This window comes from Sphingobacterium siyangense (assembly GCF_007830445.1).
In the GTDB taxonomy this organism is placed as follows: domain Bacteria; phylum Bacteroidota; class Bacteroidia; order Sphingobacteriales; family Sphingobacteriaceae; genus Sphingobacterium; species Sphingobacterium siyangense.
Genome location: NZ_VLKR01000007.1, coordinates 71022 through 94849 on the forward strand (window position 1 = coordinate 71022; position 23828 = coordinate 94849).

Genomic DNA, 23828 nt, shown 5'->3' on the forward strand with positions numbered 1-23828 from the left:
AAAGCTGATCCCTAGTGAATAACATGTTTATAAATTTAGTTCAGAAGCCACATCCGGAGATGTGGCTTTTTTTGTCTGCCTAAACCAGAATATCCTTTAATGAGGTCAAAAAGCCTAATTTGACGAATTTACCCCTTAAAATAAGAAGATTATACCCCCCTTCCTCTGTAACGTTTTTGATAATATTGCAAGTGTCAATACGACATTTTATTGTATTGACGATGTTAAATAACCAAGAGTGTTTGCCTAACTAGATGAATACCCTCTCCAAATTATATAAAAAATAGGTGTGGGGAAAGTAAGTTGGCTAAAGCTCAAAAACAGCTAAATAACCAAGTTTAATTATGATGAATTTACCAATCAAAAGTGGATTGTTTGATCCTTGAATTCTTAACGAAACGCAATATTGCTACCTCGTATTGCCATGTTACTCTTCATCAAAATATTATTTAATCACTAAACAGTTTTACTTATGAAAAGGAAAATAGTATTAACGCAGCGCTGGCTTTGTTCTATCTGCTTTTTACTTTTAAGCTTACAGCAGGCTTATGCACAGTCAATAACTGTACGGGGCCAGGTTACCGAAAATAACAGGCCACTTGCTGGAGTGACCGTTAAAAATATCGGTTCCACAATGCAGGCGCAAACAGATACACAGGGGAAATATACACTCAGTGCTGCAACAGTCACGGCATTAGAATTTACCTTTCTAGGCTATGCGAAACAGCGCTTTGAATTCAGTCAGCTAAAACAGGTCAGCCAAGGGAACTACGAGCTTAACGTGCAGCTTGATGCTTCCGAAGGAGATGTTTTGGATGAAGTGGTGGTCGTTGGTTTTGGCTCGCAGAAAAAAACAAACCTGACCGGTTCTGTTGCGGTGGTAGATGCCAAGCAGCTGGAAAATAGACCTGTAAGAAATGCTATCCAGGCACTGCAAGGACTGGCCCCCGGCCTAAATATTTCCCAAAACTCGGGAACGATGGAAACCAATCCATCTATTAATATCCGGGGTACAGGTACAATCGGCACATCTTCTTCGGCACCATTGGTCCTAATTGATGGCTCTGAAGGATCTTTGGCGGCATTAAATCCACAAGATATCGAAAGCGTTTCTGTCTTGAAAGATGCTGGTGCAGCTTCAATTTATGGTTCTAGAGCCGCTTTTGGGGTTATTTTGGTCACCACAAAATCTGGAAAGGCTGGACGTACTTCGGTAAATTATAATAATAGCTTTCGTATGAACGCACCGACATTGATGCCTAAGATGATGGACTCTTACACTTTTGCTCAATATTTCAATCAGGCCGAAGTCAACGCAGGCGGTTCACCGCATTTCTCCGCGGAGCATCTACAGCGCATCTTGGATTATCAAAACGGAAGCCTGAAAAATTCGACCATTGTCGATCCGAATAATAAGTTGTATTGGGCTGAAGGATATGCCTATGGTAACGATAATAACGATTGGTTCGACGTCATGTACCGGGATCAGGCTTTTGCCCAGGAGCACAACCTAAGTCTCAATGGCGGAACCGAAAAAACAACCTATTACCTTTCTGGCAATTTCATGAAGCAACAAGGATTGATGGCCTTCAATACAGACCATTACGACCGTTACTCTGTTGCGGCTAAAATCAATTCTAAAGTATCTGACATCTTTCAGGTAAATTACAACGCTAGGTTGGTACGTGAAGACTATGACCGTCCTGCAGCATTGACCAATAGTTTTTACGATGATTTAGGAAGACAGGGCTGGCCAACGCTGCCACTTTATGATCCGAATGGATACTTGTTCAGTTCTCCTTCACCTGCACTTGCCATGAAAGAAGGCGGACAGGATAAATCCAGTAAGGATTACATTTATCAACAGTTACAGCTGATCCTTGAACCAATTAAAGGATGGCGTACAACCGGTAATTTTAACTATAGGACCACAACTCAATTTCGTCACTGGGATTCGCAGCGTCTTTACAATCATGACGTGAATGGTGATCCTTATTTGTATAAAAACTCTTCAAACGTCTACGAATTTGGTTTAAAGGAAAACTATTATAACATCAATATCTTTTCTGATTACGATAAAAGCTGGGGCGACCATCATTTTAAAGTTATGGTCGGTGGTCAGATTGAACATACGGCCTATCGCAATCTCGGTGTGCAACGTGACGGAATCATTATCCCGGATCAACCGGTATTAAATCTGACTTCCGGCACAGATATCAATGGAAAAGCAGTAGTGCCTTCCGTATCTGGCGAATATCAAAAATGGGCAACAGCGGGTTTCTTCGGCCGATTGAATTACAATTATGCCGAAAAATATCTATTGGAAGCTAATCTGCGCTATGACGGTTCATCACGTTTCCGTAGCGATAGCCGCTGGGGCTGGTTTCCTTCAGTTTCTGCGGGATGGAACATCGCCAAAGAAAACTTCCTTGTAGAGTCGGCACCATTTATTAATATGCTGAAATTAAGAGCTTCCTACGGAGAGCTAGGCAATCAAAATACCGATGTCTGGTATCCGACTTATGTTACGCAACCAACGGGGACAGCCAATGGTGCTTGGCTGATCAATAATGCGCGACCAAATTCTGCATCGGCTCCAGGCCTCGTAAGTGCTTTATTGACCTGGGAATCTATCAATACGAAGAACTTAGGCGTCGATTTCGCCTTTTTAAATAGCCGCCTTTCTGGGTCTTTTGAGGTCTTCGAACGGAAAACATTTGATATGGTCGGCCCAGCTCCGCAGTTGCCTAATACATTAGGAACCCAAGTTCCTCAAACAAATAACACCGACTTAAAAACAAGGGGATTTGAAGCTACCCTGGGCTGGAATGACCGTACTGCCAGTGGTTTTGCATATGGAGCAAAGTTCCTCTTGTCTGATTATACCACAACAGTAACACGTTATCCTAACGCAATAGGGTCATTATCAAACTATCGTGAAGGTCAAAAGCTGGGTGAAATATGGGGGTATCAAACCCTTGGTATTGCCAAGACAGAAGAGCAAATGAGCCAGCATCTGGCGAGCTTGCCCAATGGTGGGCAAAATGCGTTAGGTTCACAATGGGGGGCAGGAGATATCATGTATGCTGATCTTAATGGCGACGGAAAAATTGATGGAGGAAGCAATACGGAGACCGATCCAGGTGATCGTCGTGTGATTGGAAACAGCACACCGCGTTACTCCTTTGGATTGAATCTGAATGCAGACTACAAAAATTTTGACTTTAGCATTTTCATGCAAGGTGTCATGAAACGCGATTATTGGCAAGGGGGCTACTATTTTTGGGGCGCAACTTCAAAATGGTGGTCAACGGGCTTGGTCGATCATCTGGATTATTTCCGTACTGCAGATAATCCCCTGGGTGAAAATCTTGAAGCATATTACGCACGTCCTGTTTTTGGGACTGCCAAAAATCAGCAGACGCAGACGCGCTTTTTGCAGAACGCAGCCTATATCCGCATAAAAAATATTCAGCTGGGCTATACCTTGCCGAAAGAAACAACAAAACGTTTCGGTGTGGAGCGTTTGCGTGTATACGTTTCCGGAGAAAATATCTGGACCGGCTCAAGTGTAGCGGGAATGTTTGATCCCGAAACTATTGATGGTGGAAGCAACGGAACCGTTTACCCATTGACTAAAGTCTGGTCTGCAGGTTTAAGTGTTACATTTTAAGTCGATTCATTATGAAATTCAATAATACTATTTTTAGATTGATGCAATTAGGCCTTGTCGCTTTGGTAGGTCTAGCTTCCTGCAATAAATATTTGGATATTGCACCCCCTTCGTCCATTATACCTGAAGCTTATCTGGATGAGGAGTCACAACTTGCTGCTTATACCGTAAATCAATACGCAGGATTGTTGCCTTCGCATAGCAACTGGTCTTTTGGCACTTTCGGCATAGACGGAAACACAGACAATATGGCCACTCCAACACTCGATAACAAGTTTATTCCAGGACAATGGCGTGTCCCATCAGAAGACGGTGACTGGGATTTTTCAAGTATTTATCAGATGAATTATTTTATAAATACGGTGGTTCCCAAATGGAAAGAAAATCGTATTCTCGGAAATTCAAGTAACATAGCACATTATATCGGAGAAGCCTATTTTTTACGGGCCTACGTTTACTTTGGGAAATTGCAGGCCTTGGGTGATTTTCCTATTATTCGCAATGTGATGTCAGATAAGGACAAGAATATTTTGGTAGAAGCAAGTAAGCGTTCGCCAAGAAATGAAGTCGCTCGTTTTATTCTTTCTGACTTAGATTCGGCTATTACCTTGCTGAACCAAAGTTCGCCTGACGGCAAGAAACAGCGGATCTCAAAAAATGTCGCACAACTGTTCAAATCCCGAGTGGCTTTGTATGAGGGTACATGGCTCAAATACTTCAGCGGAACCGCATTCGTCCCTAAAGGACCAAACTGGCCGGGTGCTGCAAAATCATACAATAGCAATTATGCATTCCCGACTGGAAGTATTACCGGAGAGATCGACTACTTTTTAACGCAGGCCATGGAATCGGCTTCTGCTGTTGCTGACAATATTCAACTGGAAAATAATACCGGAATTATAGAATCTGCCAACAACGAGAATCCGTACTTCAGCATGTTTGGCGCAGTAGATATGTCGGGTTATGGTGAAGTCCTGCTGTGGCGTCAATATAATCAAAGCCTGGTGACGCATAATGTGCCTGTGTATGCTCAAGCTGGAAATTATGCAGTTGGATTGACACGCGGCCTTGTCGAAAGCTTTCTGATGTCCAATGGACTGCCTATTTACGCCGCGGGCAGCGGTTACGCTGGTGATGATTATATTACAGACGTTCGGAAGAATCGCGATGGTCGTTTACAATTGTTTTTAAAAGAACCTGGTCAAAAAAATGTATTAGTCAATATTGGGCAAGGATCTCACGCTACGCAAACTGAACCCATACCGACGGTATATGATACCGATTGGGGACGTCGTTACACAACAGGTTATACAATTCGTAAAGGCATTTCATACGATGGTCTTCAGGCTAACAATGGACAGGGATTTACGGGTAGCATTACCTTCCGAGCCACCGAGGCCTACCTCAATTATATGGAGGCCTGTTTTGAAAAGAATCAAAATTTAGATACAAAGGCACAAGCCTATTGGCGCGCACTGCGTACGCGGGCAAAGGTCGATCCTGATTTCAATGCGACCATTGCGGCAACGCAAATAGATAAAGAAAAGAAAGACTGGGGCGCGTATTCTGCAGGACAGTTTATATCACCAACCTTGTACAATATACGTCGCGAACGCAGAAGCGAACTTATGGCGGAAGGTCTGCGTTGGATGGATCTCAAACGTTGGCGGGCAATGGATCAGCTGATTACAACAGCAGACCATTTTGAAGGTTTTAAACTTTGGGGACCGATGAAAGATTGGTATAAACCCGAACAGCTGATTTATGGTGCTACCAATGATAAATCTGTCGTTTCGGATCCCGCACGGAGTGAATACCTCAGACCATTGGAGATCAGAAGCAATGCCCTGTCTTATACCGGTGTAAAATTTGCCATGGCACATTACCTCGCACCCATTGCCATAGAGCATTTCCAGTTGGCTTCGGATGATGGAACAGCAGAAAACTCTGTTATTTATCAAAATCCAGGATGGTCACTTATCAGTGGAACTGCCCCAACCGGACTGTAGAAAATATGAAAATGGATATGTGTCATCTCATTATTACACAAATACGAATATATCCCTCTTTTTGACTCAATATCCCCCTTGATCACGCAGAAAAAGGGGGATATTTTTGTTTATTGATCATCAAGAGCTATTAGCTCGAAGAAACTTAAACTATATCATGAAAAAACTTTTATCTGTCTGTCTTAGTTTGCTGTCAAGTTGTTTTGCCGCATATAGTCAAGAGCCCATCCCACCACAGTATAAATTGGTATGGTCGGATGAGTTTGATTATAATGGTGCACCCGACACGGCTAAATGGAGTTACGAAGAAGGTTTCAAACGTAACCGGGAAGAGCAGTGGTATCAAAAGGAAAACGCTTCTTGTCGTAATGGCCTGTTGGTTATTGAAGCAAAAAAAGAACAACGTAATCATCCGGGTTTTATTCAGGGCAGTCATGATTGGATTGCCGGCCGTAAAAAGATAACCTATACTTCGGCTTCGATAAATACTTTGGGCAAGCAGAGCTGGAAATACGGGATTTTTGAAATCCGGGCGCGTATCCCAGTTGGTGAGGGCCTTTGGCCTGCATTCTGGACATTAGGCACCACCAAAGAATGGCCATCCAATGGTGAAATAGATATCATGGAATATTACCGTGGCAATATATTGGCTAATATCGCAACCGGTACTGACCAACGCTGGAAAGCACATTGGTTTGGTAAGACGAAAGCCGTCAAAGATCTTGGCGGAAAGGCGTGGGCAGATCAGTTCCATATTTGGCGAATGATTTGGAATGAAGACGCTATTACGCTTTATGTGGACGATATAGAAATGCTTCACGTTCCTATGGATCAATTGGTCAATCGGGATGGTACCGGATTCAATCCATTTACCCAACCGCATTATCTCCTGTTAAATTTGGCCCTCGGCGGAATAAATGGCGGCGCGATAGCTGATAAATTACTTCCTGCAAAATATGAAATTGATTATGTCCGGGTTTATCAAAAAAAGGAACATGCTGAGATGCATAGTTTTACGCCAGGGGAAATATGGAAAGACCAATCCGGTCATGTGATCAATGCGCATGGCGGTGGCGTACTTCATCAAAATGGGAAATATTATTGGTATGGTGAGAAACGTGGCGGAACTACGTCCCAGGGAGTCAATGTGTACTCATCCAATGATTTGTATAACTGGAAGTTTGAAGGATTGGCTCTCACACCTAGCACAGATTCTACAAGCGATATTGCTTGGGGCTGTATTATGGAGCGGCCAAAGGTTATCTATCAAGAACAGCTGAAGAAATATGTGATGTGGTTCCATCTTGAGTTGAAAGGGCAAGGCTATGCAGCAGCCAGGGCCGCCGTTGCTACCAGTGACTCTCCGCTTGGGCCGTTTCAGTTTGTCCATAGCTTCCGGCCAAATAACAATATGTCACGCGATATGGGTTTATTTGTAGACACTGATGGTAAGGCTTACCAAATCTATTCATCGGACGAAAACTATGCCTTACGCCTGGTTCAATTAACCGATGATTACCTGCATGTGACAGCGAAAGATTCCTTACTCTTCCGGAATCATAGGGAAGCCCCGGCTTTATTCAAGTACAAAGATAAGTATTATCTGATCACCAGTGGATGTACTGGCTGGGATCCAAATCGTGCAGAACTCCATGTTGCTACAAATCTTTTTGGCCCTTGGAAATCCCTTGGTGATCCAATGCAAGGACCGAATTCGGCTTTGACTTATGGTGGCCAATCGACATTTATCCTTCCTGTCGCAGGAAAAAAGGATTCCTTTATCTTTATGGCCGACCGCTGGAATCCCAAAGATCTTATGGATAGCAGATATATCTGGCTACCGGTTGATCTCCAGAATGAAAAAGTACAGATAAATTGGAAGGATCAGTGGGATTTAAGTGTATTTCATTAGTTCGATCATATAGCTGTATTTAACCTAGATTCAGTTAAACAAATCAATCTTTTTTGAAATGATTTATTAATCGATAAATAATAAAAAATGCAATCTCTGAATAAATTAGTGCTTATTCTACTCTATAGCTGTGTCTTCACTTTGGGGTATGCGCAATCCAGTGTTACCTTGACTTATGAGCGGAATAAAATGCAACAGCAAGATACTGTTGTCCGAAAAGGGATCCCTTGGTTAGATGAAACGATTACCGAAGAAAATCGGCTGCCCATGCATACAGATTTTGTGACCTTTCCGCATACGTCTCAGATCATCAACAGCGATTGGCGTGAATCCTCTGCGTATTTAAGTTTGAATGGTTCTTGGAAATTTAAATGGGTAAATAGCCCTTCAAAACTACCTGCTAACTTTGAATCATTAACTTATGACGATCGTCATTGGGATAATTTTCAGGTGCCTGCAAACTGGGAACTCAATGGATACGGTTTCCCGATGTATACTACCTCCGGTTTTGAATTTACCTATTTAATCGGGAAACCAAATCCACCAATTGTGCCGATGGATTTCAACCCTACGGCTGTGTATCGCCGTGAGGTAGTTATTCCCGAGGATTGGCAGGGAAAGCCCGTAATTCTCCATATTGGGGCAGCCAAATCGAATCTATCTGTTTGGGTAAACGGCCAATATGTCGGGTATGGGGAGGATAGCAAATTACCATCCGAGTTTGACATAACAGCATATTTGAGAAAAGGAAAAAATCTAATTACAATGCGTGTCATGCGATGGGGAGTCGCAAATTATTTGGAGGATCAGGATATGTGGCGCCTTAGTGGAATTACGCGAGATTGTTATCTGCTGGTTCGGCAACCAGTGCATCTACGTGATATTCAATTGTCGCCGACCCTCAATGATGCCTTTGATAAAGGACAGTTAAATACTAAGCTGATCTTTAACCAGGCCAGTCATGGGGATCTAATGGCAGAGGTTACACTTCATAGAAACGGTCGGCTTGTGTCAATTGCAACTGTTAAAGTCGACGGACAGGAAGTGGATATTGAACAGACCATAGACCATCCTGAACTATGGTCGGCCGAAATGCCAAATTTATACCAGGTGACTGTTAAACTTACAGACCCTAAGGGCAAACTCAGCGAGATCGTTCCCCAGCAAGTGGGCTTCCGTAGGGTTGAGATCAAAGAAGGTCTGTTGCTCGTTAATGGACAGCCTATACTTGTCAAGGGAATAAACAGGCACGAAACAGATCCCGTTACTGGTCATGTGATCTCGAAAGAAAGTATGTTGCGCGATATACAGCTCATGAAAAAATTTAATATCAATGCTGTTCGTACCAGCCACTATCCCAATGCCGAATATTGGTTGCAGCTCTGTGACCAATATGGATTGTATGTAATTGATGAGGCTAATATCGAATCACATGGCATGGGTTATGACCTGTCCTATACGATGGCCAATAGGCCGACCTGGGAGAAAGCACATGTTGCTCGTGTTGAACGCCTTATTCAGCGCGATCGGAATCATCCTAGCGTAATTATTTGGAGTATGGGCAACGAAGCCGGAAATGGCTACAATTTCTATCGGGCCTACCTCCGGATGAAAGAGCTCGATAAAAGTCGCCCTGTACAATACGAAAGGGCAGTGAATAATTATGGGGAATTAAGATTTGACTGGAATACGGATCTGATTGTACCTATGTATGCAAGTCCATCCGCAATGAAAAATTATGCAGCGCGTAACCCAAAGCCTCAAAGACCCTTTATTCAATGTGAGTATGCACATGCCATGGGGAATTCATTGGGAAACTTTAAGGATTATTGGGACATCATTCGGGCAAACAAAGGAATATTTCAAGGCGGATATATCTGGGATTTTGTGGACCAATGTTTTGTTAAAACCAATGCTAAAGGCGATACGGTATATACCTATGGCGGAGATTATGAACCTAAAGAAGCCATAACGGACTGGAATTATGCTTCCAAAGGAATTTTTTATGCCAATAGAACACCCTATCCACATGCTTGGGAAATGAAAAAAGTATATCAAGATATCCATAGTAGCCTATTGAACGAGAAAAAGATACAGGTTTACAATGAACGTTTTTTTACTGGACTTGAAAATGTTGAACTTCAATGGGAGCTTATTGTTGACGGAAAAAAAACGCAATCTGGTTTAATCAAGCATTTGAATGTGTTGCCTCAACAATCTGCTGTACTATCGATTCCTTATAAAGCAGATATTCCGGGGGAAAAATTTCTGAATCTGACTTATCGATTGAAAAAAGCCGAGGCTTTACTTCCTATGGGGCATCTTATTGCAACTGAACAGTTACCTCTGGGGGGCTCTTTTCAGCCTAAAACAGCTATTTTGGCACAGGGCAAAATCAAGACAGCGCGAAAAGATGGAAATCTGATTGTCACGGCAAAACAGCTACTGATGGAGTTTGACCTTAAATCAGGATGGTTGGCGAAATATCATTATAAAGGACAGGATTTTTTGGATGAACATGCGCTATTTAAGACTAATTTCTGGCGTGCGCCGAATGATAACGATTTCGGTGCCAATACGCCGGAAAAACTGAAACCTTGGAAACTGGTTGCGGATTCGATTGAACTGCTTGAAATTAGATCCGAATTAATCGATAGCCTGGCCTATGTATATGCGACCTACCAGATGCCTCAGGTATATGGGCAACTAGAAATGAAATACTGCATTAATCAATTAGGTGAAATGCGTGTTTCTCAGTCATTCCTTGCCGACACCACAAAAAAGGTTGCAGTTCTGCCACGTTTCGGTATGCAATGGATTATGCCATCTGGCTTTGAGGCGATTAATTACTACGGTAGGGGACCAGAGGAGAACTACATCGATCGTAATTTTGCATCACATGTCGGAATTTATAAACAGACCGTTGATCAACAGTATTTCCCCTATGTAATGCCACAGGAGACCGGCAATAAGACCGATATCAGATGGATGGAAATAAAAAATAAACAAGGTCGGGGATTGTTCTTTACGTCTGATTCTACATTTAGTATGAGCGCTTTGCATTACTTTGACAAAGATTTGGACGATGGTCTCAAGCGACAACAACGTCATGCAGCTGACCTTGTTAAAAGAAAGCAAACGCAGCTTAATATTGACCTCAGACAAATGGGTGTGGGTGGAATCAATAGTTGGGGAGCATGGCCGCTGAATGAATATACATTGCCTTATAAAAATTATACATTCTCCTTTATCATAAAACCAGTCGAATAAATATAACGCCCTGTACAGCAACAGCTGTTCGTAATTGTTGTACAGGGCTTATTTTATTTTTCGGCAATTCAGACTAAGGCCGATCGACATGGAATTCATTCTGAAACGCTTTTCGATACTTTTTGACATAGTCGGAAGGTGTATGTCCAAACAATTTGCTGAACTGCTGTCTAAAGTAGCGTTGGTCGTAGAAACCTGTTAAGTTAGCTACTTCATTAATTTTTGAATCCGTCAATATGAGCATTTCGGCTGCTTTTTTTAGTCGTACCGACCTGATAAATTCATTGATCGATTTGCCTGAAATAGTTTTAATTTTTTTATAGAGTGAAGAATGACTCATGCCTGTTTTTTCGGCAAGACTTATTACAGTCAGTTCTTCCAACAGGTTCTCTTCAATAATCTCAATGCACCGTTCTATCAATAGCTTGTCTGTGATCGGTATCTTTAGCTCATTGGACTGTAGCGTAATCGCTTTAAAGAAAAAGTCCTGAAGGTTCTTCTTGTTCTGTAGTAATGTTTTGACCCGGAGCAACAATATTTCCGAATCAAATGGCTTATGGATATAATCATCGGCACCATATTGAATTCCGGCCAATTTAGTGCTGTCAGAGGTACTTGAGGTAAGTAGGATGATTTGAATATGGTTGAGTGCAGCATTAGATTTTACGGCTTTGCAAAGTGACAATCCATCCATCCCTTCCATGATAATATCACTTATTACCAGATCAGGTTGTTTTTGCTTGATCATATCGAGTGCCTGAACACCATTATGGGCATTATAGACCGAGTATTCTACCTTAAAAATGTCGGTAAGGTAGCTGCGGATAGCATCGTCGTCGTCGACCAATAAGACACTGAATTTTTTGCTTGATATCGCTGTCGGGAATAAGGGAACGGTTTCCGTCGCCACTTGCGAATCGTATAGCATTTGAATTCCCGACTCGTTGTAAAGCGCTACATCTGCCAAAGGTTCTTCGGCTGGGGTTTGTTTTGCTAAGATAGGCAAAACGAGGTCGAATGTTGTTCCCGCTGTTGCTGAACTCGTGTAACTTATTGTTCCGGCGTGCATTTCAACAAAAGTTTTGACAAGGTACATCCCAATCCCGAATCCTGTTTGTTTTTTGGGACCATTGAGTGGATCCGAAAAATATTTGTCAAATATCCTATCGCCAAGATGTTCGGGGATACCTTTTCCCGAATCTTTGATCTGAATGCTTAATTCCCGACTTTGTTGCGATAAGGCAATATGGATAGCACCATTGGAAGGCGTAAATTTAAAGGCATTTGATATGAGATTGCATAAGATGATCTCAATTTTTTCTTTGTCAGCATTGACATAAATCGGATCGGAATTTTCCAGAAACTGGTAATCTATATTTTGCAATTTTGCCTGAGCAGCGAAATATAGAAATATTTCTTTCATAAAGCTTTGGCAGTCAAAAATACTGATTTTGAGCTGTTCGGCACCGTCCTCTGTTTTTCTAAATACAAGCAGCTGATCCACCAAGCTCAACAGTCTTTTGGCATTTCTATGCACAATCTGAAGGGAAGCGCTGTCCTTGGACTCGTTTTTGGTCTTTAGCAGATCTTTAATCGGATTAATAATTAAGGTCAGTGGTGTTCTAAATTCATGCGATATATTTGTGAAAAATGCATGCCTCTTCTCATTGAGCTCTCTTTCTTTCTGAATGGTAAATTTTGAAAGCTGTATCTCGTAATTTAAAGCGATTTGCCTTTTCCGATAGCGCAGATACCATAGTCCTATATAGGCAATAGCCAGCGTGTAAAGCAGGTAGGCCCACCAGCTTCTATACCAAGGCGGAAGAATTTGAATCTCGAGTTTAATCTGTTTATTCGTCCAGTTGCCTTCCGAGTCGGTCGATTGAATATGAAGGATATAAGTGCCTTCATGCAGACCGTTGTAATTTATTGATCGGGTAGACCCTGCATCGTTCCATCCTTTGTCCAATCCTTCCAATAGATACCTGTATTTTATCTTTTGTGGGGAATCAAACTCCAGGGCTGCAAACTCCAGCGAAAAAGTGAATTGATTGTAGGGGAGCGTCAATTTATGAATGCTATGATCTTTTCCAATATCGACCCGGTCGCTCAGGTCGGCAATCTTTTTATTGTTAATTTTAAGGCTTGTGATAGCTAAGGCAGGTTCATAAATTTTCAGTTTAATGCTATCGGCGTCAAAGATGTTAAAACCGTTGTTCCCTCCGAAAAGAAGATGGCCGTCTTTGAGCTTAAGAGCTGCCCCATAGGAAAATTCGTTGCTTTGAAGTCCGTCAGTTTCCTCGTACCGTACAAATTTTTTAGTGGAAGGATCGAACTTCGAAAGCCCATTAAAGGTGCTTAACCACAATTTTCCAGTTTTATCTTCCAAAATATTAAGTACGGCATTGTTGCTCAATCCTTCATTTGTGGAATAATTTTCGACAATCTTTTTTAAACTGATATCAAATGCCAAGAGCCCCTTTCCTTCTGTTCCCAGCCAAAGTCTGTTATTTTTTCCGAGCTGAATGGCACGAACAGGTTTTCCGATTAAATATCTGGAGATTTTTTTCGTCTGCTTGTTTAGCTGTATAATCTCATTGTAATTCCCCATCCAGATATTACCTTTCTGATCATCAGTCATACAATTGATATCATAGATGTCTTCGCTGAATACTTCAAATTGGTCGCTTGTTGGATTATATGTATATACTCTTCCCTCGGAAAATGTCGCTGCCCAGATCTTTTCATCCTGATCCTTAAAAAGTAACTGTATACTGTTATTTAGAACCCCAGTTGGCGTTCTACAAACATAATATTTAAAACCCGAGCCCTTTATGTAACGCGCAATGCCCATTTCGGTTGCGATCCACAATTCTCCATTAGTTCCAGTCAAAAGATGGTTTACCGTATTGTCTGGCAATTGCTGTGGCCCTTTTTGAAATGACTGAACCTGATTGGTCTTGTTATCCCATGCATAAAGACCATTGCCTTCGGTACCAATCCAGATCTTGTTATCATATTCAACAAAAGAACGGACAAATTTGTGCGCCAAGTTAAATCCCGCATAATGTTTCTGCTGTAAATAATTAAATTTATAGCCATTGTTATCAATCGTCTCAATGCCGCCCTTTCCGGTGCCGATCCATATTTTACGCTGGGAGTCTATGTAAACCGTATAAATGGTCTTGCTATTCAGTGAAAATTGAACAGGCTGTAGATTACTTTTGTTTTCTGCATTTCCATGAGATAGGTTAAGTATAAAAATGCCATTGTTTTGGGTGGCTATCCAAAGTTTGTTTTGTCCTTCCAACGTCAGCATATTGATCTGACTCGATTTAAGCTCCTGCGGATACAATGTCGAAAGCATGCCGTCTTTGATTTTCCAAACAAATAATCCTTCGTAATTACCAATAAAGAGTTCACCGCTGTTTGTACTAACCATAGAGGTTGCACTGGTAATAACCTTTGATACAAGATGCAACTGCTGTGTTTTTTTATCGAAAGCATATAATCCGCTTCCCTCTATAAAAACCCATACCCCGCCTGCCGCATCAATATGTGTGGCGGATACATGGTAGTATAAGCTGGATAGGTTCGATTTATAATCTTTAAAAGCGATTTGCATGGCATATGCTTCTTTATGACTTTTGTAAAATAGCCCCCAGCCGTTTGTGCCTATATAAATATTATTGTCACTATCGATTTGAATGGATTTTGTGTCAGCGTTGAGATGATATAACCGTTTCGATTTTTGGTCTCTATAATTTAAACGGGAGAAGGTATCAAAATTTCGGTCGTAGGTTCCAATCCCTTGACCGGTTCCTATCCACAATTTTTTATTGTGGTCTTCTGCTATACAATAGATATAATTATGCGGAATGCTATTTTCGTTATTTAGCTGGTTTCTATAGGTTTTTATATCGTAACCGTCGAATCTGTTAAGCCCGTCGAAGGTACCGAACCACATAAAGCCCTGACTATCCTGAAATATGGATTTCACCGAACTATTGGATAAACCTCTATTCATCTCCTTGGGAAATTGTGCTAGGCTCAGCATACTTGAGTGAACAAGGATGAGAACGAATACCAGGATTAAGGCCTGACGAGAATATGGGAGTCTGTTGAAACTAGGCATGTTAGCAGTTTTGTTCGTATGGTATTTCCGATATCAGGTAAAATTATCGATTTATCCTTATCATAGGTTATTATCTTGAAAACGACTATTTGCAATTGAAAACAGTCAAATTGAAGATTGTATGGCTAAAGATACGATTGTTTTTTAAAATAAGTGTATATTGTACGTTTATATAAAAGGGCCTGTATTACAGCTAACATTGTTGCTTTATAAAGCAAAAAAAATCGAGAAGAAAGTAATGAGTGTATCCATTAAATAGTGTACAAACCAATTTAAAGTAGCTTTTGTGCTCGTTTATCAAAAAATACTATACATCTAAATATATGCGGATCAATTTAATCTTATGTCTATTGTTTGTAGGACATTTTTCATTTGGACAGCAACTGAACAAAGAAACCGTACTTGCTCAGCTAAGTAAGGCAAATCAATACTGGCAGTCTCATCATAAGCCCGAGGTTTGGGCTTTTTGGGATCAGGCAGCTTATCATACCGGAAATATGGAATTCTATAAGATTTCAAAATCAGCGGGCGACTTAAAATATGCTGAGGATTGGGCCAGATACAATGATTGGAAAGGTGCCAAGTCTACCAATACGCAACTTTGGAAATACAACTATGGGGAAACAGACGAACACGTTCTTTTTGGTGACTGGCAAATTTGTTTTCAAACCTATATCGATCTCTATCATTTATCGCCAAGCCCTGAAAAGATTGCACGTGCTCAGGAAGTGATGGAATATCAGATCCACTCCAATAAACAGGACTATTGGTGGTGGGCCGATGGTTTGTATATGGTGATGCCCGTGATGGCTAAAATGTACAAATTGACAGGCAATTCACTTTATCTGGATAAGATGTATGCTTATTTACAATATGCCGATAGTATCATGTTTGATCGGGAAGAGAAATTGTATTACCGCGATGCAAAATATGTCTTCCCCAAACACCAGAGTTTACATGGCAAAAAGGATTTTTGGGCTCGTGGCGATGGCTGGGTGTTCGCTGCATTTGCAAAGGTTCTTCAAGATCTACCTCAGGAGGATAAACATTATACCTACTATCAGGAGCGCTTTAAGGATATGGCGGCCGCTATCATTAATTGCCAACAGCAGGAGGGATTCTGGACTCGAAGCATGTTAGATCCCGAGCATGCTCCCGGCAGGGAAACAAGCGGAACGGCTTTTTTTACTTATGGGTTGCTCTGGGGAATAAATAATGGCTTGCTAAGCGATTTTAAATTTAAAGATGCTGCGGTTAAAGGCTGGAAATATCTTAGTGAGATCGCTTTACAACCCGATGGCAGAATTGGGTATGTACAACCTATTGGTGAAAAAGCTATCCCCGGACAGGTGGTGGATACCAACTCTACAGCTCCTTTTGGTGTAGGTGCGTTTTTATTAGCCGGCTCGGAAATGTATCGTTATTTAGCTCAAAAATAGATTGGATTTGAAAATGAAAAATAAGATTTTATTGTTCTTTGTTATTCTTCTGATAGGCCATACTGTCTTTGGACAGGGCGTGAAGAAGAAACCTGCATCAACAAAAGAGACGGATAGAGCTTTTTGGCTTAAAGAAATGGATCATATGCTGCGTCCCGTTCTCCGCAGTCTGGCCCATGATAGCCTGCGGTTAACTATGCCACAAATGACTTCTATACACGTGGATAATAAGGAACAGCGCATCAAAGTACAATATGTTGAAGTCTTGGGAAGGGTATTGTCAGGCATAGCACCCTGGCTTTCCTTGGATGGCGGTTCGGCTGAAGAGATAAAGTTACGCGATCAATATAGAGCATGGACTGTTCAAGCACTTAAAAATGCTTTGGACAGCAATGCGCGTGATTTTATGCGTTTTGATCTCGGTGGCCAACAGCTTGTTGATGCCTCGTTTATCGCTTTGGGATTTATGCGTAGTCCTTGGTTGTGGGATCATATCGACAATCAGACAAAAAAGAATTTGGTAGCATCTATAAAAATTACGCGCCAATTTCGGCCGGCTTATTCAAATTGGTTACTCTTTTCAGCAATGAATGAAGTTTTTTTAGCGAAATATTCGGATGATTGGGATGTGATGCGCGTTGATTATGCGCTGCAGCAATTGGAACAGTGGTATGTTGGAGATGGAATGTATATGGATGGTCCGCATTATGCGTTTGATTACTATAATAGTTATGTTATCCATCCCTTCTTGGCCGGAATTATGGATTTCATACAGTTGAAAACTAAAAACTATGATGGGATGTTTGCAAAAATCAAGCTCCGAAATGAGCGCTATGCCATTATTCAGGAGCGGTTGATCAATGCCGACGGTAGTTTTCCTCCGACAGGAAGGTCCGTAATCTATCGCGCGGCAGCTTTCCATCATCTTGCAGATATGGCGTTCAAGAGACGACTCCCTGGGGAACTTAGCGAAGGACAGGTGAAGGCTGCCCTGTCTGCGGTATTGAAAAAATCGACCGAAAACCCAAATACGTATGAAAATGGCTGGTTGACGCTGGGTATGTATGGTAATCAGCCGGGCTTGGGTGATCCATACAATAATCAGGGGAGCCCCTATTTATGTTCAGTAATTTTTTTGCCTTTGGGATTACCCGACAGAGATTCTTTTTGGACAAGTGAAGCGAGCGACTGGAGTGCACGGCGTATCTGGTCAGGACAGGACTGGCATAAAGATCAGGGTAAAGCCATTCAATAACCCCAAATTCCGGGAATAAGTCTCCTTTCAAAAGGATCTGGTGGGCTCAACAAGTGTATAAAAAATTCAATGAAACAATATCTAAATCAACTAGTAAGAGTGGGGATGCTCACTTGCGCGTGTCTCTTGTTTATTTACAATGCACAAGGGCAGAAAATTAAGAATACGCTTGTCGGAAATGGCTGGGCAAAGAACACAGTCAACACAACCGTATTTCGTAAAAATTCATTAACCAGCAATGGTAAATACCAATATATCGCTTATTATGATGAAGCTGGATATGTAGTTTTAGGCCAGCGATTACTTTCTGGCAAGGTATGGAAGTTGCGACGTACCGGCTATACCGGGCATGTGAAGGATGCTCATAATGTGATTAGTATTATGGTGGATAAGGCTGGATATCTCCACGTTTGTTGGGATCAGCATGACAGCAAGTTGAGATACGCACGTACCCTTCACCCCAATAGTCTTGTGCTGGGTTATGAGCAAGCCATGCTAGGAAAAAATGAATCAAAGGTAACCTACCCCGAATTCTTAAAGTTACCCAGTGGCGAGTTATTGTTTTTATATCGTGACGGCGGATCCGGCCACGGTAATCTTGTGGTCAATAAGTACGATAGTAAGCAGCAAAAATGGGAGCGGATGCATAGCAATCTGATTGATGGCGAGGAACAGAGAAATGCCTATTGGCAAAGTTATGTGGATCGTCGGGGGACGATACATCTTTCTTGGGTCTGGCGGGAGAGTCCCAACGTGGAAAGCAATCATGATATGGCTTATGCATGTTCAAAAGATGGCGGATTAACCTGGCAAAAGAGTAATGGAATGCGGTACGATTTGCCCATGAGAGAATCTACGGTCGAGTATGCGGCCCATATACCCCAGCAGCACGAATTGATTAATCAAACCTCTATCGCTGCGGATGAAAAAGGGAATCCTTTTATCGCTAGTTACTGGCGTGATGCAGGAACACAGATCCCGCAATATAAGGTAATCTATTTACAAGAGGGGGAATGGAAGATCCGGTCTTTTGATTTTAGAAAAACACCTTTTAGTTTGAGTGGTGGTGGAACAAAGGATATTCCAATCGCCAGGCCCCAGGTGTTGGTTCGCGGAAAAGATAATAAAATAATGTTGACGCTGGTCTTTCGGGATCAAGAGCGCGGTTACCGACCTTCGATACTGAGGTTGAATGGCATGCATCAAGAGGCAAATGACATTGTTGATCTTTGTGAGCAGTCGGTAGGGGCTTGGGAACCTACATATGATACCCAGTTGTGGCAAAAGAAACGTAAAGTTGCTTTATTTTTGCAGTCTACAGTGCAAAAGGATGCTGAGGGACTCGCTGATGCTCCCGCGACAGCAATACGGGTAGTAGAATGGCGTGATTGAGAAAGAGATTGCTGTGTTTTTTTTATATTAGAGAATACTATTAATACCCTAGCGCTAAAATATTAAAAAATCATAAAAAGTAAACCGTACGTTATGAAACATTCAACCGTATTTGTCTTGTTATTTCTAATCTTTACACATGTGTTTGGACAAAAAAGTAAAACAGTCCTATATGTAATCGGAAATATTCACGATAGTGTTCCAAATTATAATGCTCAAATTTTGGTTGGAATTCTTAACCATATTAAGCCTGATATTATTCTTCATGAAGTAGACCGTGAAGGGATGAAGGAATATGAAACTGCTCAGTATAGCCCCGAGGGAAATGAAATAAAAGCAAGCAATCTTTATTTGATGAAGAATCCACAAACCCTGAGATTTCCATTTGATTTTGAAGGAAGAAACAAATACCGTAAAGAAAAAGGCATGGTACCTACTGATAACTTAACCGTTAAATTGATCGACAGTTTGTACCGTGCTCAAAAATTGACCGGCGGGCAAGCCAATATTTACCAAGAATTTCAACGTATCACGGGAGATTTAATAAAAATTGCCACGTTATCTCCCGAAAATTTCAATAATCATACTACGGATAGCATTGCTGAAAAAAGACAATATTATCAATATCAAGAATTACTGAAAATTACAGATGCAAGGTCTGAGTTTTCAGAAAGGTTTGTCACAAAACCCGATGGAGACAAGATCAGTTATAAAGATGGATTCAGATTAATGTCAGACTTCTGGGATTTAAGAAATCAAACAATGGCATCCAACATCTATGAGATAGCTCGAATATATCCAGGTAAAAAGATTGTCGTCTTAACAGGTTTTCTACACCGCTATTATTTGATAAGAGCGCTAAATAAGCTCAATAAAAACGAATTTGTACGCAAGGAATTTTATCAATAACAATCATAATTACGCGAAAGTATAGTGGATACAAATTCTTACTCCACTTTTAAACTGTCGACCGGATTAGCTTTTGCAGCGGCTATTGCTCTGGTACATAGGGTTAGAATGGCAATTACCAGTGCGATGATCCCGGCACCTACAAGTATCCACCAGCTGACCGAAATGCGATAAGCGAACTCTTGCAGCCACTGATTCATCAATAACCATCCGATCGGCAGTGCAATTAACAGGGCTATACCGACCAGTTTAACCATATCAGAGCACAGTAGATAAACCAGGTTGCTGAGTGTTGCACCTAATGTTTTGCGTATACCGATTTCTTTTATTCGCAATTGGATAGCGAATGTGATTACACCAAATAGCCCTAAACAGGCAATAACGATAGACAATAAGGCAAAAATTAAGAGAATTTGACCCTGTTTTATTTCCGAATTGTATTGCTGTTCAAAGGTTTTATCTAAAAATGTGTATTCTAAAGGATAATCGGGGACATATTTACTGTAAACTTTGTTTATATGCGAAATTGTATGGTCTACATTTGTCGATTTCATGCGAATATAAATATTATCCATTTCCATTTTATTAGCTGGAAGTTCTAGGATAAGAGGCTCTATTTTGTGCTGAAGCGAATAAATATGAAAGTCGCTGACGACCCCGATAACAGATTTCAGGATAGATTTTCCAGTTGTGTCTCTTCCAAATTCGATCCTTTTGCCTATCGCGTTTGTCCAGCCTTGTTTTTTTGCAAATGCTGCGTTTATAATGACAGAGGCGCTATCTGTTGGCATGGTACTGTCGAAATTTCTTCCCTTAACCAGTTGAATATGCATTGCTGGGATAAAATTAGGGTCAATTTTTAAGGTATTGGCGAGTGTAAAGTTGGGATCAATTTTTCCATTATTTTCAACATTGAAAGTTCCCACGCCAATGTCGTTTTTCCCAATTGGATTGCTGGCGAACGCTACTTCTGTGATATGGCTATCTTCAAGTAAGCTATTTCTGAACTCGTCGCCTTTATTGCGAGTGGATTCATTGTCCAGATGGAAAACCATGACCTGATTTTTGTCGAAACCCAGGTTTTTTGTAGTCATAAAATTCAATTGTAGAAAAATCACCATGGTGGATACAATAAGCAATACTGCGATTACAAATTGAAAAACCACAAGTGATTTTCTCAGTAGATGTTGGAAGCCATGTGTTCCGATCTGATTTTTTAGCGAAGGAATAGTCTTTAGTCCTGCAAGTATTAAAGCTGGATAAATACCGGTAGTGAATACTAAAAATACGATAAATGGAAGTACAAACAGTAAGGTTTTCCCTATTCCAAAATGCCATAAATCCAATTGCTTACCGATCATTTGGTTTAGCCATGGAAGAAAAGTTGAGGCCAGCAATATGCTTAACAATGCTGCACAAAAGATGATTAAAGACGTTTCAACAAGAAACTGCTTGGTTAGATTTAAAGTGCTGGATCCGATTACTTTCCGGACGGCAATTTCTCTCATCCTTATTGAAGCCTGCGCCGTCGTGATATTAATATAATTTACGATCGCAATTAAGAGTACTAATGCACCGACAATGGAAAAGATGTAAACATATTTGATATTGCTATTATTGCCGAGCTCATAACTTAGATTAGAATGCAGATGGATATCCGTAATTGGTTGTAATTCGATTTTATAATCAAAATCGAGATTCCGTCCATGAATATATTTTTTTACGATGTAAGGAAGTTTTTTTTGAAGTTGGGGCAAGTATGACTGATCTTTTAATAGTACGTAAGTATAAAGGTAAAGTCGATTCCAATCAGGATTAAAGTCTTTTGAAAAGGAACGGATAGCTCTGAAGCTGAAATGTGTATTTTGAGGTACATTTTGTATAACAGCCGTGACAAGGCTGGGTTCAGATTTATTGAAATAAAGCGTTTTATTGACTGCTGTTTCTACGGATCCAAACAATTGTACGGCTAAGTCTTCTGTCAGTACAATAGATTGGGGATTAGCCAATGCCCTTGCAGGATTGCCAGCAAGAAAATTATAGTCAAATAGATTGAAGAAATTCTTGTCTGCGAGGAAGATTTCGTTGACTTTTGTTTGTTGATTATCAATGGTAATTATGCCTCCGCCCTCGATATCGAATCGGGTGGCTTCTTTTACGCCGGGAAATTCATCTTTAATAACATTTGCAAGGGGACCTGCAGTTCCTGTTATATCAAAGGAACCGCCATCCCATTTTCCGTGAGAAACAACGCGATATATACGGTCTGCCTGCGTAAAATAACGATCATAACTCAATTCATCATTCACAAATAAGAGGATAATCCAACATGCGGCTAGGCCCAACGATAATCCTAGTATATTGATTAAGGAGAAGATTTTGTTTCTGAACAATTTCCGCCAACCGACTTTTAAGTAATTATACATGATTTCCTAATTTTAATCTTAAAAATTCATTGCATTTCATGTCATTTTTATCTCATACAACATGCTTGAGATCAATTGGTTTTAAACGCATCAATAGTTTTGCCTAAACTTTAAGTTTTTGATATTCAGTGTTTTGTTTGTTTTTTTAACCGTATTAAATTGTTCGATTGTGAACAATACTGTTCGCTTGCGAACGGAGAATGGAAAATTGGATTACTTCTAGAAGATACGCTGAAATACATATTATAGGTCAAGAAAATAACGAAATAATTTCTACAATTGACCAAATGTTTTTACAGTTTTTTTTAGTTTTGATAAATTATTAATCGTTAGTTTATGTGTAAAATTATCTTTTTTATTGTATGTTTTTCTGTATTCAATATCTGTCGTGCCCAAAACAAGGAAGTAACCAAATTAGTCGATCAATTCATCGATACACTAGAGGCTCATTCTTTTATGCGTAGTAGAGTCGATTTCGATAAAATGCGTCAAGAAACAAAGTTGAACGTCAGGAATATTAATTCGACTGATTCATTAATGCCAACTTTTAAAAAGATAGTTGCAGGTTTAAATGATCATCATTCGAGTGTACATAGAGTTAAAGGTACCACAGATGAATTGGCGTTAATTAAAAAGTATGCTTCCACAACCTACGCACAACTAGGGATGCCTGGGCCAAATTTTCAGCATCGATTGATCGAAGATAAATATGCATACATTAACGTTCCTGGTGTTGATCTGGAACATCGCATGTATATTGACACTTTACAAAAGCAGTTGCTTGAACTAGATGGAAAACAACCTAAGGCTTGGATTATTGATTTAACGGAGAATGAAGGTGGTAGTTGTGCTCCGATGATCATTCCCTTTCATGCTCTCATAGATACCACACAAACCTTTTGTTATTTTGATGGAACATTGGACAAAGACGGAAAGGAGGTTTTGGTAGATAAATTTCAGATTCCCCAAAATGGTTTATATATAGACAATGATGTGGAAGCAAAGTATTTTAAATTTGATACTGTTCAAGTCTTACCGCTTGTAAATAATAAGATACCAGTAATTATTTTGATTTCGGGAATAACGGGAAGCTCAGGAGAGATTGCTGCATGTCATTTTTTAGGACAAAAGAATGTGACCGTCATCGGAACAAAGTCAGCTGGTTTAACATCAGGTAATGAACTTTATTATGTAGATAAAGGATATTCCATTAATTTAATGACTGCGTTGTTGCACAATAGAAAAGGAAAATCTTATGATGTTGGAGAACGAATAAATCCAGATATAACGATTACGTATCCGGAGAATATTCAAAGCCGTAAAGAACAACATCAATATATATTAGAAAATAAATCAATATTTATCAATAGGGCACTTGAGTTTTTAACCTCTGGAGGTATTTAACTTC

The 23828-nt window shown here is 40.5% G+C and carries 11 protein-coding genes; 9 read left to right on the forward strand and 2 right to left on the reverse strand.

Annotated elements, in window-relative coordinates; translation table 11 throughout:
- The first annotated feature begins 472 nt into the window (after window positions 1-472).
- The 4 genes from IQ31_RS08345 (at window position 473) to lacZ (ending at window position 10864) form a co-directional block, all read left to right on the forward strand.
- Window positions 473-3673 carry a SusC/RagA family TonB-linked outer membrane protein gene (locus IQ31_RS08345; protein ID WP_145327729.1) on the forward strand — a complete coding sequence of 1067 codons (3201 nt, stop codon included), beginning with the start codon at window positions 473-475 and terminating at the stop codon, window positions 3671-3673.
- An 11-nt stretch (window positions 3674-3684) separates the two neighbouring features.
- Entirely contained in the window at window positions 3685-5682 is a 1998-nt protein-coding gene (locus tag IQ31_RS08350; protein ID WP_145327730.1) for a RagB/SusD family nutrient uptake outer membrane protein, read from the forward strand.
- A gap of 157 nt (window positions 5683-5839) precedes the next feature.
- Window positions 5840-7594 carry a family 43 glycosylhydrolase gene (locus IQ31_RS08355; RefSeq protein WP_145327731.1) on the forward strand — a complete coding sequence of 585 codons (1755 nt, stop codon included), beginning with the start codon at window positions 5840-5842 and terminating at the stop codon, window positions 7592-7594.
- An 87-nt stretch (window positions 7595-7681) separates the two neighbouring features.
- Window positions 7682-10864 (forward strand): beta-galactosidase, LacZ type, encoded by a 3183-nt coding sequence (gene lacZ, locus IQ31_RS08360; RefSeq protein ID WP_244294426.1) that lies wholly within the window; start codon window positions 7682-7684, stop codon window positions 10862-10864.
- Between the two features lie 73 nt (window positions 10865-10937).
- On the opposite strand, the gene IQ31_RS08365 is transcribed toward lacZ, so the two are convergent.
- Entirely contained in the window at window positions 10938-14999 is a 4062-nt protein-coding gene (locus IQ31_RS08365) for a hybrid sensor histidine kinase/response regulator transcription factor (RefSeq protein WP_145327732.1), read from the reverse strand.
- A 323-nt stretch (window positions 15000-15322) separates the two neighbouring features.
- Between IQ31_RS08365 and IQ31_RS08370 the strand changes: the two genes are divergently transcribed.
- The 4 genes from IQ31_RS08370 to IQ31_RS08385 all read left to right on the forward strand — a co-directional run bounded on the left by IQ31_RS08370 (window position 15323) and on the right by IQ31_RS08385 (window position 19994).
- Entirely contained in the window at window positions 15323-16438 is a 1116-nt protein-coding gene (locus tag IQ31_RS08370) for a glycoside hydrolase family 88/105 protein (RefSeq protein WP_075991417.1), read from the forward strand.
- Window positions 16439-16451: 13 nt separating this feature from the next.
- Window positions 16452-17693: a DUF2264 domain-containing protein gene (locus IQ31_RS08375; RefSeq protein ID WP_088160522.1), complete on the forward strand. Its 1242-nt coding sequence runs from the start codon at window positions 16452-16454 to the stop codon at window positions 17691-17693.
- Between the two features lie 69 nt (window positions 17694-17762).
- A complete protein-coding gene (locus tag IQ31_RS08380) occupies window positions 17763-19085 on the forward strand; it encodes a BNR repeat-containing protein (RefSeq protein WP_088160523.1) in 1323 nt (440 codons plus the stop codon).
- Between the two features lie 93 nt (window positions 19086-19178).
- Complete coding sequence (locus IQ31_RS08385; protein ID WP_088160524.1) at window positions 19179-19994, forward strand: hypothetical protein; 816 nt, start codon at window positions 19179-19181, stop codon at window positions 19992-19994.
- Between the two features lie 38 nt (window positions 19995-20032).
- On the opposite strand, the gene IQ31_RS08390 is transcribed toward IQ31_RS08385, so the two are convergent.
- Window positions 20033-22420, reverse strand: a complete 2388-nt coding sequence (locus IQ31_RS08390) for an ABC transporter permease (protein WP_088160525.1) — start codon at window positions 22418-22420, stop codon at window positions 20033-20035.
- A gap of 336 nt (window positions 22421-22756) precedes the next feature.
- On the opposite strand from IQ31_RS08390, the gene IQ31_RS08395 reads away from it, so the two are divergent.
- The gene (locus tag IQ31_RS08395) at window positions 22757-23824 is read left to right on the forward strand and encodes a S41 family peptidase (RefSeq protein WP_115049804.1); all 1068 of its coding nucleotides are present in this window, start codon (window positions 22757-22759) and stop codon (window positions 23822-23824) included.
- Window positions 23825-23828 lie beyond the last annotated feature (4 nt).